12 protein-coding genes are annotated in these 13,279 nt (G+C 60.3%); all 12 read left to right on the top strand.

Annotated features, from left to right (window positions below):
• Positions 1–90 precede the first annotated feature (90 nt).
• Positions 91–4,401, top strand: coding sequence for a PolC-type DNA polymerase III (locus A6764_RS10955; RefSeq protein ID WP_065066518.1), 4,311 nt, complete (start codon positions 91–93; stop codon positions 4,399–4,401).
• 189 nt (positions 4,402–4,590) lie between these two features.
• Positions 4,591–5,049: a ribosome maturation factor RimP gene (gene rimP, locus A6764_RS10960; RefSeq protein ID WP_029098989.1), complete on the top strand. Its 459-nt coding sequence runs from the start codon at positions 4,591–4,593 to the stop codon at positions 5,047–5,049.
• Positions 5,050–5,090: 41 nt separating this feature from the next.
• Positions 5,091–6,176 carry a transcription termination factor NusA gene (gene nusA / locus A6764_RS10965; protein WP_029098990.1) on the top strand — a complete coding sequence of 362 codons (1,086 nt, stop codon included), beginning with the start codon at positions 5,091–5,093 and terminating at the stop codon, positions 6,174–6,176.
• A 2-nt stretch (positions 6,177–6,178) separates the two neighbouring features.
• Positions 6,179–6,469, top strand: a complete 291-nt coding sequence (gene rnpM / locus A6764_RS10970; protein WP_029098991.1) for an RNase P modulator RnpM — start codon at positions 6,179–6,181, stop codon at positions 6,467–6,469.
• Complete coding sequence (locus A6764_RS10975; protein ID WP_029098992.1) at positions 6,466–6,765, top strand: YlxQ family RNA-binding protein; 300 nt, start codon at positions 6,466–6,468, stop codon at positions 6,763–6,765. The genes rnpM and A6764_RS10975 overlap by 4 nt, the downstream gene beginning before the upstream one ends.
• 21 nt (positions 6,766–6,786) lie before the next feature.
• The gene (gene infB, locus A6764_RS10980) at positions 6,787–9,231 is read left to right on the top strand and encodes a translation initiation factor IF-2 (RefSeq protein WP_065066517.1); all 2,445 of its coding nucleotides are present in this window, start codon (positions 6,787–6,789) and stop codon (positions 9,229–9,231) included.
• Positions 9,231–9,512, top strand: a complete 282-nt coding sequence (locus A6764_RS10985) for a DUF503 domain-containing protein (RefSeq protein WP_035297353.1) — start codon at positions 9,231–9,233, stop codon at positions 9,510–9,512. Before infB ends, A6764_RS10985 begins: the two co-directional genes overlap by 1 nt.
• A 20-nt stretch (positions 9,513–9,532) precedes the next feature.
• Positions 9,533–9,904, top strand: coding sequence for a 30S ribosome-binding factor RbfA (gene rbfA / locus A6764_RS10990; RefSeq protein WP_029098995.1), 372 nt, complete (start codon positions 9,533–9,535; stop codon positions 9,902–9,904).
• Entirely contained in the window at positions 9,897–10,892 is a 996-nt protein-coding gene (locus A6764_RS10995; RefSeq protein ID WP_065066516.1) for a DHH family phosphoesterase, read from the top strand. The genes rbfA and A6764_RS10995 overlap by 8 nt, the downstream gene beginning before the upstream one ends.
• Positions 10,885–11,814, top strand: coding sequence for a tRNA pseudouridine(55) synthase TruB (gene truB / locus A6764_RS11000; protein ID WP_065066515.1), 930 nt, complete (start codon positions 10,885–10,887; stop codon positions 11,812–11,814). Before A6764_RS10995 ends, truB begins: the two co-directional genes overlap by 8 nt.
• Positions 11,815–11,816: 2 nt before the next feature.
• Complete coding sequence (locus A6764_RS11005; RefSeq protein WP_065066514.1) at positions 11,817–12,758, top strand: bifunctional riboflavin kinase/FAD synthetase; 942 nt, start codon at positions 11,817–11,819, stop codon at positions 12,756–12,758.
• Between the two features lie 134 nt (positions 12,759–12,892).
• Positions 12,893–13,162 (top strand): 30S ribosomal protein S15, encoded by a 270-nt coding sequence (rpsO, locus tag A6764_RS11010; protein ID WP_029098999.1) that lies wholly within the window; start codon positions 12,893–12,895, stop codon positions 13,160–13,162.
• Positions 13,163–13,279 lie beyond the last annotated feature (117 nt).

Consider the following 13,279-nt stretch of genomic DNA (forward strand, 5'->3'; position numbering starts at 1 on the left):
TCAAATCGGGGTACTCCCGTTGAACCGTGGGAGTACCCCCTGTTTTTTCCGGACATGTTTGTACTGATGGCATGATTGAGGTGGAGAACCGTGAATCGGTTGGAAGAGCAAAAACATCGCTTCTCGCTGTTGGTGAAGCAGTTGGATCTGCCGGCAGAGTGGGTGGAGCGATTTTTTCTTGATGGACACATCGATAAATTGGAACTCTACCGGCAGAACAAGGAGTGGGTGTTTACCTTCACGCTGCCCCGGCTGCTGCCGGCAGAGATGTATCAGGCCTTTATGCACCGGCTGACCCAGAGCTTTTCCCATCTGGCGACAGTGGACGCCCGATTCCGCTACCGCGAACAGCCGAGCGTGGAGCAGGCCGTCAACCAGTACTGGGACGTGCTGTTGGAGAATCTGGAGCAAAAGATCAACTCGCTGGCGGTCACGCTGCGCCAGGCGAAGCGGCAGGTGGAGGCGCAGAACGTAACCGTGTACCTGCCGACGGAGATGGCGGTCGAGATGGCCAAGCGGAAGAAAGCGGACAGCGAACTGGCGGCCGCATTTGAAAAAGTGACGGCCTGCGTGCCGCGCTTTACGTTTTTGGCCGAAGAGAGCGACGAGGCGTACAAGGCGTTCATGGAACAGCGAGAAGAAGAGGAGCGGGCGCTGATCGAAGTGGTCATGAGCGCGGTCCAGCAGGAGAAGGACAGCAAGGAGAGCGACAAGACAGAAGCGGTGACCACGCTGATGATCGGGTACGAGATCAAGGATGAGCCGCTGCCGATCCGCGAGATCCAGGACGAAGAGCGGCGCGTCACCATCCAGGGCACGGTGTTCGGCGCGGAGCTGAAGGAACTGCGCAGCGGCCGCCATTTGTTGACGTTCAACATCACCGACTACACCGACTCGCTGACGGTCAAGATTTTCTCCCGCGACAAGGAAGACGTCAAAATGCTGGAGGCCGTAAAGGACGGCATGTGGGTAAAAGTGCGCGGCAGCGTCCAGCATGACACCTTCCTGCGGGAACTGGTAATGGTGGCAAACGACATCAACCAGATCGAACAGGTCGTGAGGAAAGACACGGCCGAGGAGAAGCGGGTGGAGCTGCACTGCCATACGCCGATGAGCGCGCTCGATGCCGTCGCCTCCGTCAAGTCGCTCATCACCACGGCGGCCAAGTGGGGGCACAAGGCAATTGCCATCACTGACCACGGCGTCGTTCAGGCGTTCCCGGAAGCGTACAGCGTCGCTAAAAAGAACAACATCAAGTGCATCCTCGGCATGGAGGCGTACGTGGTGGAAGACGGCGTGGACATCGTCTACAACCTGACGACGGAGAACAACCTGCCGATCGACGAAAACACCGAGTACGTCGTATTCGACACGGAGACGACCGGTCTCAACGCGGCGGAGCACACGATTATCGAAATCGCGGCGGTGAAGATGCGCGGCACGGAGATCGTCGACAAGTGGACAGAGCTGATCGATCCACAGATCGAGATCGGCCCCAAGACGACCGAAATTACCGGGATTACCAACGAAATGCTGCGCGGCAAGGATACGCTGGACGTGGTCCTGCGCCGGTTCAAGGAGTTTACCGGCGACGCCGTGCTCGTGGCGCACAACGCAGAGTTTGACAAGGCGTTCATCAACGCCTGCGCCAAGCGGATCGGCATGGAGCCGTGGAACAACCCCATCCTGGACACGCTGCCGCTGGCCCGCCTGCTCTACAAGGGCATGCGCAACTACCGCCTGGGAACGCTGGCGAAGAAGTTCAACGTGGAGCTGATCAACGCCCACCGCGCGCTGGATGACACCGTGGCGCTGGCCCACGTCTTCCAGTACATGCTGAAAGACATCCGGGAGGCGGAGATCAAAACCCTGGCGGATCTGAACGAGCGGAGCAACGCGGAGGCCGATTACAAGAGCGGCCGCCCGTTCCACGCCACGCTGTTGGTCAAGACCAAGGCCGGACTGAAAAACCTGTACAAACTGGTCAGCCGCTCCCACGTGGAGACGTTTTTCCGCGTCCCCCGCATCCAGCGTAGCCAGCTCGTCAAGTACCGCGACGGGCTTTTGATCGGCACGGCCTGCAAGGAGGGCGAGCTGATGCAGGCGATCCTGCGCGGGAAGTCGCGGGACGAGCTGAAAGAAGTGGCCGCCTTCTACGATTTTCTCGAACTGCAGCCGCTGGATCACTACACGCCGCTGCTGCGCAACGAGGAGATTCCCTCGCTGGAGACGATGAAGGGCTACCACCAGTTGATCGTCGAAATCGGAAAGGAACTGGGCAAGCCGGTGGTGGCGACGGGGGACGTCCACTTTCTCAACCCGCAGGACGACATCTTCCGCGACGTCTTTTTGCTGTCGCAAGGCTCCCCCGACGCGGGCAACCAGCCGCCGCTCTATCTGCGCACCACGGACGAGATGCTGGAGGCGTTTGCCCACCTCGGCGAAGAGACCGCCCGCGAAGTGGTGGTGACCGCGCCCAACGCGATCGCCGACATGATCGAGGACGTCAGCCCGATTCCGGACCGGCTGTACACGCCGATCATCGAGGGGGCGGATGACGAGCTGCGCCAGATGTGCTACGACAAGGCGAAGAAGCTGTACGGCGATCCGCTGCCGGAGATCGTGGAGAAGCGCCTGGAAAAAGAGCTGAACAGCATCATCACGCACGGGTTCGGCGTGATTTACCTGATCTCCCAGCGGCTGGTGACCAAGTCGCTGGCGGACGGCTATCTCGTAGGCTCCCGCGGTTCCGTCGGGTCCTCGTTCGTGGCCACCATGGCCGAGATCACCGAGGTCAATCCGCTGCCGCCGCACTACCGCTGTCCGAACTGCAAGCACAGCGAGTTCATCACGGACGGCTCGATCGGTTCCGGTTTCGACCTGCCGGACAAGGACTGCCCCGTCTGCGGGCACAAGCTGGCAAAAGACGGGCAGGACATTCCTTTCGAGACGTTCCTCGGCTTCAAAGGGGACAAGGTCCCCGATATCGACCTGAACTTCTCGGGCGAGTACCAGCCGCGCGCCCACAAGTACACCCAGGAGCTGTTCGGCGTGGACAACGTCTACCGCGCGGGGACGATCGGCACGGTGGCGGAAAAGACGGCCTACGGCTACGTGCGCAAATACGCGGACGAGCGCGGCCTGACGCTGCGAAACGCGGAAATCGCCCGGCTGGTAAACGGCTGCACGGGCGTCAAGCGGACCACCGGCCAACACCCGGGCGGGATCATCGTGGTGCCTGACTACATGGAGATCGAGGATTTTTGTCCGATCCAGTACCCGGCGGACGACAGCGAATCGGAGTGGCGGACCACGCATTTCGACTTCCACTCCATCCACGACAACCTGTTGAAGCTGGACATTCTCGGCCACGACGACCCGACCGTGATCCGCATGCTGCAGGATTTGACCGGCATCGACCCGAAGACGATCCCGCTGGACGACAAGGCGACGATGTCCATCTTCAGCTCGACCGAGGCGCTGGGCGTCACGCCGGAGCAGATTCGCACCAATCTGGGGACGCTGGGCATTCCCGAGTTCGGCACCAAATTCGTGCGGCAGATGCTGGAGGACACCAAGCCGACCACGTTTGCCGAGCTGGTGCAGATCTCCGGTCTCTCCCACGGAACGGACGTCTGGCTGAACAACGCGCAGGACTTGATCCGCAGCGGCACGTGCAAGCTGTCCGAGGTCATCGGGTGCCGCGACGACATCATGGTGTACCTGATCTACAAGGGGCTGGAACCGTCCCGCGCCTTCAAGATCATGGAGTCGGTGCGGAAAGGAAAAGGCGTTCCCGAGGAAGACCAGGAGGAGATGCGCCGAAACAACGTGCCGGAATGGTACATCGAGTCCTGCCAGAAGATCAAGTACATGTTCCCGAAGGCGCACGCCACCGCCTACGTGATGATGGCCGTGCGGATCGCCTACTTCAAGGTGCATTATCCGCTGGAGTTTTACGCCACCTACTTCACGGTGCGGGCGGACGACTTCGACATTCCGCTGATGGTCAAGGGCTCGTCGGCGATCCGGCAAAAAATCGAGGAGATCGAAGAAAAGGGACACGAGGCGCAGCCTAAGGAGAAGGCCCTTTTGACCGTGCTGGAAATGGCGCTGGAGATGGTGGAGCGCGGCTTCCGCTTCGCCAACGTCGACCTCTACCGCTCGGACGCGACCAAATTCCTGATCGACGGCAACAGCCTGATCGCTCCGTTCAACGCCCTGCCCGGTCTGGGAACCAACGCGGCGATCAGCATCGTCAAGGCGCGGGAGGAAGGAGAGTTCCTCTCCAAGGAAGACCTCTTGACCCGCGCCCGGATTTCCAAGAGCATCTTGGAATACCTGGAGGAGCAGGGAGCCCTTCAGGGGCTGCCGGAATCCAATCAGCTCTCGCTGTTCTGACGACGGCGGACGAGGAGCGGACCAGAGACGGCCTGTCGGGTTTCCGGGCAACATCCGGTTGTCAACGACAGGCTGTTATGCTATAATTTTTTTGGAAATACTGGTTATACGCACGCAGAGCGAGAGTGGGGAAACCCACTCTTTCTTTCTGGCCGAACCCCATGCTTGAAACGACAAGGAGGTACTTGCTTGAGCAAGGTAACAGACATTGTCACCGACCTGGTTACGCCCATTCTCGACGAACTGGGTCTGGAACTGGTTGACATCGAGTACAAGAAAGAAGGCAGCAACTGGTTTCTCCGCGTGTTCATCGACAATGAAACCGGGAACATCGACATCGATGACTGCGGCCTTGTCAGCGAGCGGCTGAGCCAGCGGCTGGACGAGGTGGACCCGATTCCCACCGCGTACTTCCTGGAGGTGTCGTCACCGGGAGCGGAGCGTCCGCTGCGCAAAGAAAGCGATTTTCGCAAGGCTGTCGGCAGGCACGTACATATCGTGACCAAGGAGCCGCTGGAAGGATCTACCGTGTTCGAAGGCGAACTGGTATCCTTTGAGGACGGCAGGCTGACAGTGAAGGAAGCGAAAAAAACGTACGTCATTTCCCTGGACCAAATCGACGCGGCCCGGATGGCCATCGTCTTTTAATTCCGCGGGGTGTGCTTGTAAAGGAGGAGGCAACGAAAATCATGAACGCCGATTTTATCGAGGCATTGGAAGCCATTGAGAGAGAAAAAGGAATCTCCAAAGACGTGTTGATCGAGGCCATCGAAGCGGCCCTCATTTCCGGATACAAACGGAATTTCAATTCGGCGCAGAACGTCCGCGTAGACGTGAATCGCCACACCGGCCAGGTGCGTGTGTTTGCCCGCAAGACGGTCGTGGAAGAAGTGCTCGACCCGCGTCTGGAGATTTCCCTGGAAGGGGCGCAGGAGATCGATCCCAATTTCCGGCTGGATGACATCGTCGAGATCGAAGTGACGCCCCGCGACTTTGGCCGCATCGCCGCCCAGACGGCGAAGCAGGTGGTGACCCAGCGCATTCGCGAAGCGGAGCGCGGACTCATCTACAGCGAGTTCATCGAGCGGGAGGACGACATCATCACCGGCGTGGTCCAGCGGATGGATGCCCGCAACTACTACATCGACCTGGGCAAGGCGGAAGCGGTCATGCCGATCACGGAGAAGATGCCGACCGACGACTTCAAGCCCCAGGATCGGGTGAAAGCCTACATCATCAAGGTGGAAAAGACGACCAAAGGGCCGCAAATCGTCGTGTCCCGTACGCATCCCGGCCTGTTGAAACGGCTGTTTGAACTGGAAGTGCCGGAAATCTACGACGGCGTGGTGGAGATCAAATCCGTCGCCCGCGAAGCCGGAGACCGCTCCAAGATCGCCGTCCATTCGATCAATCCCGACGTCGACCCGGTGGGCGCCTGTGTCGGGCCGAAGGGAATGCGCGTGCAGACCATCGTCAACGAGCTGAAGGGCGAAAAGATCGACATTGTGCGCTGGTCGGAAGATCCCGCGGAATACGTGGCCAACGCGCTCAGCCCGGCCAAGGTGCTGCACGTGGAGGTAAACGCGCCGGAAAAAGTGACCCGCGTCATCGTGCCGGATTACCAGTTGTCGCTGGCGATCGGCAAGCGCGGGCAAAACGCCCGTCTCGCGGCCAAGCTGACCGGCTGGAAGATCGACATCAAGAGCGAGACGCAGGCTGAACAGGAAGGCATCGCCTATCCGAAAGCGGGCGATGAGGGGGCTGACATCGAATAGCCATGAAGCAAAAGAAAATTCCTTTGCGGAAATGCATCGTGTGTCAGGAAATGTTTCCCAAAAAAGAACTGGTGCGCGTCGTGCGGACCCCGGACGAAGAGATCATCATCGATCCGACCGGCAAAGCAGCCGGGCGCGGGGCGTACGTGTGCCGTCAGGAAAGCTGTCTGAAGCCGGACACGTTTGCTTCGGGCAAGTGGAAAAAAGTGCTGGAACGCGCACTGAACATGTCCATCACCCAGGAAAAATACGACGCGTTCCGTGAAAAATGGCTGGAGATGATGGGACAATGATCCCCAAGGCAGCGCAATTGCTGGGGTTGGCCATGCGTGCACGCAAGGTGATTGCCGGCGAGGAGCTGGTCGTGCAGGCAGTGCGGACCGGTCAGGCCAAGCTGGTGCTGCTCGCGGCCGACGCCTCCGCCAACACGGCCAAGAAGGTACGCGACAAGTGCGCCTATTACGGCGTTCCGTGCGTGACGGCCGGCGACCGGTACGCGCTGGGGCACGCTATCGGCAAGGACGGGCGTGTCACCGTCGCGGTTACGGACGGGAAGCTGGCGGACAGCATGCTGCGCCTGCTCACCTAATTCAGAAGGGGTGAAGATCACTTGAAGACTCGAGTGTATGAATACGCCAAACAGCACAACATGAGCAGCAAGGAAATCCTCAATTTGCTAAAGCGGTTGAACATAGAAGTGGCAAATCATATGAGTATCATGGACGAAGCGACGATCAAAAAAATTGAGGATCACCTTGCCAAGCTGCGGGCCGGCGGCAAGCCGGAACAGCAGCGGTCCGCCGGACAGGCGGAAGCGAAGCCCAGACAGCAGGGCGACAAGAAGCGGACGGAGGAGTCGAAAGGGCAGCAAAAGCCGCAGCAGCAACAGCAGCAGCGCCGCAACGAACGTCCGTCTGATCGCGGCGGCAGCCGTCAGGGCGGCGGCCAGCGTTCCGACCAGCAGCGTCCGCATCAAGGCAAAAATCAGGGGAAGAATCAGGAGAGAAAACCGAGCGATATGAAAAGCCAATCCGCAAAACCGTTTGATCGCAAGCAGCAGGTTACCCAACAAGAGCCGACGGTCAATGAACACGACGATCCACGCGCAGGCGACGATTTCGAGGACAAGGTAAAAATCCCGCCCAAGGTTTCCCTGGAGAAGCGGGAAAAGATCAAAAAAGGACCGGGCGGCAAGAAGACATTCGACGAGAACAAAAAGAACCAGCCGTTCAAGGGCGGCAGCAAACGGCAGGACAACCGCCGTCAGGGTCATCGCGAACAGCAGCAGCGCCCGATGCCGGAACCGCCGTCCAAAATTACCTTCACCGAGTCCCTTACCGTCGCCGAACTGGCGAAAAAACTGCGCAGGGAACCGGCGGAAATCATCAAAAAGTTGTTTAATTTGGGCATCATGGCCACGATTAACCAGGATCTCGACCGCGACGCCATCGAGCTGATCTGCTCCGAGTACAACGTCGAGGTGGAAGAGAAGATCGTCATCGACGAAACCAATTTCGAGACGATCGAAGAGGTGGATAACCCGGCCGATCTGGTGGAACGTCCGCCGGTCGTCACCATCATGGGTCACGTCGACCACGGGAAGACCACCCTGTTGGACGCCATCCGCTCCACCAACGTCGTAGCGGGTGAAGCAGGCGGCATCACCCAGCACATCGGCGCGTACCAGGTGGAAGTCAAAGGGAAGAAGATCACCTTCCTGGACACTCCCGGCCACGCGGCGTTCACCACGATGCGTGCCCGCGGCGCCCAAATCACCGACATCACGATTCTCGTCGTAGCCGCGGACGACGGCGTCATGCCGCAAACCGTGGAGGCGATCAACCACGCGAAGGCGGCCAATGTGCCGATCATCGTCGCCGTCAACAAAGTCGACAAGCCGGAGGCAAACGTCGACCGGATCAAGCAGGAACTGACCGAGTACGGACTGGTGGCCGAAGAGTGGGGCGGCGACACCATTTTCTGCCCGATCTCCGCGAAACAGCGTATCGGCCTCGAGGAGCTGCTGGAGTACATCCTGCTCGTTGCCGAGGTGCAGGAGCTGAAAGCCAACCCGAACAAGCGCGCCCGCGGTACCGTCGTCGAGGCGGAGCTGGACAAGGGACGCGGACCGGTGGCAACTGTCCTGGTGCAGCACGGTACGCTTAAAGTAGGGGATCCGATCGTCGTCGGCAGCACCTACGGCCGCGTCCGCGCGATGGTAAACGACAAGGGACGCCGTCTGAAAGAAGCGGGACCGTCCACGCCGGTGGAGATCACCGGTCTGAATGACGTGCCGCAGGCGGGCGACCAGTTCATGGTCTTCGAAGACGAGAAAAAGGCCCGCGCCATCGGCGAAGCGCGCGCGGCCAAGCAGCGCGAATCGGAACGGCGCGCCAACACGCGCGTGTCCCTGGACGATCTGTTCCAGCACATTCAGGAGGGCGACGTGAAAGAGCTCAACCTGATCGTGAAGGCGGATGTGCAGGGTTCCGTGGAAGCCCTTCGCGGCGCGCTCGAGAAGATCAATGTGAACGGCACGCGCGTCAAAATCATTCACACCGGCGTAGGGGCGATTACCGAGTCCGACATCACGCTGGCCAACGCGTCCAACGCGATCGTGATCGGCTTCAACGTGCGTCCTGAGCCAAACGCCCGCAACATGGCGGAACAGGAGAAGATCGACATTCGCCTGCACCGCGTCATCTACAACGTGATCGACGAGATCGAGCAGGCGCTGAAAGGCATGCTGGATCCGGTCTACAAGGAGACCATCATCGGCCAGGCGGAAATCCGCGAGGTCTTCAAGGTTTCCAAAGTGGGCAACATCGCCGGCTGCTACGTCACCGAAGGCAAGCTGACCCGCGATGCCGGCGCCCGGTTGATTCGCGAGGGCGTGGTCATCTACGAAGGCAAGCTGGATACGCTCAAGCGCTTCAAGGATGACGTCCGCGAAGTGATGAGCGGCTACGAGTGCGGCTTGACCCTGGAGCGCTTCCAGGACATCAAGGTGGGCGACGTGATCGAAGCCTTCATCATGGAGGAAGTGAAGCAGTAATGCTGGCGGGGGCGCGGATTGAACTGTTTCTGCCCGCCTGCCGCAACCTAAAAGAGAAACGGGCCATCGTCAAGAGCATTCTCGGCAAGCTGCGGAGCCGCTTCAACGTCTCCGCGGCGGAGGTGGCCTGTCAGGAGCAGTGGCAGCGTGCCGTACTGGGTATCGCTGCCGTTGCTAATGAATGGTCGTTTTTGCAGGAACAAATCCAGGCGGCTGTCCGTCTGGTGGAAAACCATCCCGGCGTGGAGTTGATCCGCGCCGATACGGAATACTACGACTAACGCCAGCGGAGGTGACAGACATGAACAAGACGAGGATGAGCCGGGTGGGCGAGGAGATCAAGAAAGAGCTGAGCCTCCTCCTGCAGCGCGGCCTCAAGGACCCGCGCATCGGCTTTGTCACGGTAACGGATGTGGAAGTGACCAGCGATCTCCAGTTGGCCAAGGTGTTCGTCAGCATTTTCGGCGACGACGAACAGCGCAAGGCGTCCCTGGCCGGGCTGCAAAAGGCAAAGGGCTACCTGCGCACGGAGATCGGCCGGCGCGTAAAGCTGCGCCACGTGCCCGATTTCGTATTTAAGCTGGACGAATCGATCGATTACGGGAACCGGATCGAATCAATTCTCCGCGAAATCTCCACAGAAGGTGCCAAAGGAGACAAACAGGATGAGTGATTATCGCCGTGCCTTGGAGGAAGCGGCCCGGTTCATGCGGGAACACGACCGCTTCCTGATTCTCTCCCATGTCAACCCGGACGGGGATGCGACCGGTTCGACACTGGCGGTGGCCGCGATGCTGGAACAGTTGGGAAAATCGTACCTGCTCGCCAACGAGGGCGGCACGCCGGACAAATTTTCATTTTTGCCCCGTTTTGAGCGGATTTGCAATCTTTCGCAAGCTTCGCCCGATGAGACCTTTTCCGCGGTGATCGCGGTCGATTGCGCCGACGCGTCGCGGATGGGCGACGTGCGTCATCTGTTTGCCCCCGACGCCGTCCTGCTCAATATCGACCACCATCCCACCAACGACGCCTTCGGTGCGGTAAACGTCATCCGTACCGACGCGGCCGCCACCGCGGAGATTCTGTTCGACCTGAGCGAAGCGGCCGGGCTGCCGATCACGGAAGACTTCGCGCTCTGCATCTACACGGGACTATTGACCGACACGGGCGGCTTCCGCTACTCCAACACGTCGCCGCACGTCATGGAAATCGCCGCCCGCCTGCTGCGGTACGGCGTCAATCCGGGCGACGTGGCGGAGCGGTGCCTCGAAGTCATCACGCTGTCCCACGTCAAGCTGCTCCGGCGGGCGCTGCAGTCGCTGCGCGTGTCCCATCGCGGCCAGGTGGCATCCGTTTCCGTCAGCCTGCAGGATTTGGAGGATGTGGGAGCAGATCGGGAGGATGCCGGCGGACTGGTGAATTACTGCCGCAACATCGAAGGTGTGGAAGTGGGCGTGTCGTTTGTGGAAGCGGAGCCGGGGGCGGTGAAGGTGAGCCTGCGGGCCCGCAGCCGCGTGGACGTGTCGCAGATCGCCAAGGAACTGGGAGGCGGCGGCCACGCCAAAGCGGCGGGCTGCACGCTTCGCGGGACGCTGGCGGAAGCGCAGGAACGGGTGTGGAACGCCCTGGGGCAGGCGTTGGGAGTGAGCGCGGATGAGTAGCAAGTGGCATGGCGTCGTGGTGCTGGACAAGCCGGCCGGAATGACCTCTCACGACTGTGTGGCCCGCATCCGCCGCCTGTTTCGCACGAAAAAGGTGGGCCATGCCGGCACCCTGGACCCGGACGTGACCGGCGTGCTGCCCGTCTGTCTGGGACACGCCACCCGCCTGGTCGAATACCTGCAGGACCTCCCGAAGCGCTACGACGTGGTGATGCGCCTCGGTTCCTCCACCACGACCGAGGACGCGGCCGGGGAACTGGTGGAACACCTGCCGGTCGACTCCGCAGCCATCACGCCGGAGCGGCTGAACGGCGTGTTCCGCCAGTTTCTGGGCGAGATCGAGCAGGTCCCCCCGATGTACTCCGCCGTCAAGGTAAACGGCAAACGGCTGTACCAACTGGCCAGAGAGGGCGAAGTGGTGGAGCGCCCTGCACGCAGGGTGACGATCTACGAGCTGGACCTGCACGACATCCGTCCGGACGGCGACGCCGTGGACGTGTTCTTTTCCTGCACGTGTTCCAAAGGCACCTATGTGCGCACCTTGTGTGTTGACCTGGGACGCGCTCTGGGGTATCCTGCCCATATGAAGCAGTTGAGGCGCGTCAAAAGCGGCCCGTTTTCGGAGTCGGACGCCGTGGCGCTGGAGCTGCTGGAAGAAAAGGGCGCGCGCGGAGAGGAGCTGTCCCCCTGGCTGGTCCCCTTGTCGCAAGCGGTCTCGTTTCTGCCGAGGTACCAGGTGCCGCCCGAGCGGACAAAAGCGGTGCTGAACGGTCTCTCCACCGCCCTCCCCGGCGTGAAGGCGGAAGAGGGCAGCCTGATCTGCCTGTTCGCGGGGGAACAGCTGCTGGGCATTCACCGCGTCTGCCGCGGCCCCAAAGGTCTTTTTGCCAAGGCTGAAAAAGTCTTTCCCACCGAGGTGTAAGCGTGAAAACGATATCCTTGACGTATCCACTGCCGCGGGATTTGCAGCCGGACCCGTGCGCCATCGCCCTGGGGTATTTTGACGGCGTACATATCGGCCATCGGCGCGTGATTCAAAAAGCGATCGACACGGCCAAGGCGAACGGATGGAAAAGCGCGGTCATGACCTTCGATCCCCATCCGCGCGAGGTGCTGGGGCAGACCGGGTACAGCCAGTATCTCACCCCGCTGGCGGACAAGCTGGAACAACTGGAGAAGATGGGCGTAGATCTGACCTACGTCATCCGTTTTGACATCGCCTTCGCGGCCGTCTACCCGGAGGACTTCATCGCCGAATGCCTGCTGCCGCTCAACTGCCGCCACGTGGTCGTCGGGTTCGACTACACGTTTGGCTACCGCGGCATGGGTACGGCGCAAACTCTGCTGGCGGCGAGCGAGGGACGGTACGGCGTCGACATCATCGGGCCGGTCAACCGGCTGGGCGAAAAAGTGAGCAGCACGATTATCCGCGAGTACCTCCACCATGGCGACGTGGAGCAGACCCGCCTTCTGCTCGGACGGCCGTACAAGATCAGGGGAGTGGTCGTCCACGGCGACAAGCGCGGCCGCACGATCGGCTTCCCCACGGCCAACGTGCGCGTGTCCCGGCCGTATCTGATCGGGAAAAACGGGGTGTACGGCGTCCGCTTCAGCGTGGACGGCCAAAGCTACCGCGGCGTGATGAACGTGGGCATCAAGCCGACGTTTGAGCTGGAGAAGAAGGAGAAGTCGCTGGAAGTGCACATTTTTGACTTCCAGGGAAACCTGTACGGAAAAGAAGTGGAAGTGGAGTTTCTGTTCTTCATCCGCGACGAGCAAAAATTCTCCGGCGTGGACGCGCTGATCGCGCAAATCCGGGAAGACGTGGAATACGCCAAGCGGAAGTTTGCCGAGGCGAACGTGTAAATCTTTTTCTTTGCTTTTCCATAAGCGGTATGCTATAATTCAAAACGTTGTACAGATAACCGCAGCTTGGCTGTCCGACACTCACCGGCGGCAGACTCGGCTGACGGGGATAGACAAGAGGGAGGTGAGTCATGATGGCACTGTCTCAAGAACGCAAAGCTCAACTGATTCAAGAGTTCCGTACGCATGAGAACGACACCGGTTCTCCGGAAGTTCAGATCGCTATCCTGACCGAGAACATCAACAACCTGAACGAGCATCTGCGCACGCACAAGAAAGACCACCACAGCCGTCGTGGTCTGCTGAAGATGGTTGGTCAGCGCCGCAATCTGTTGAACTACCTGAAAGAAACGGACATTCAGCGTTATCGCGTACTGATTGACCGTCTCGGTCTGCGTCGCTAATGACATCAGTTGGAAAGCGGGTTCATCCCGCTTTTTCTGCTGTCTGCGCCTCTTTCCGCCGGCGGGGTGGCCGAAGACCGGGAGACAAGCCTCCTCTCGGGAAAGCTGCTGCGCCGG

Source organism: Brevibacillus sp. WF146 (assembly GCF_001673705.2).
GTDB classification, from domain to species: Bacteria; Bacillota; Bacilli; order Brevibacillales; family Brevibacillaceae; genus Brevibacillus; species Brevibacillus thermoruber.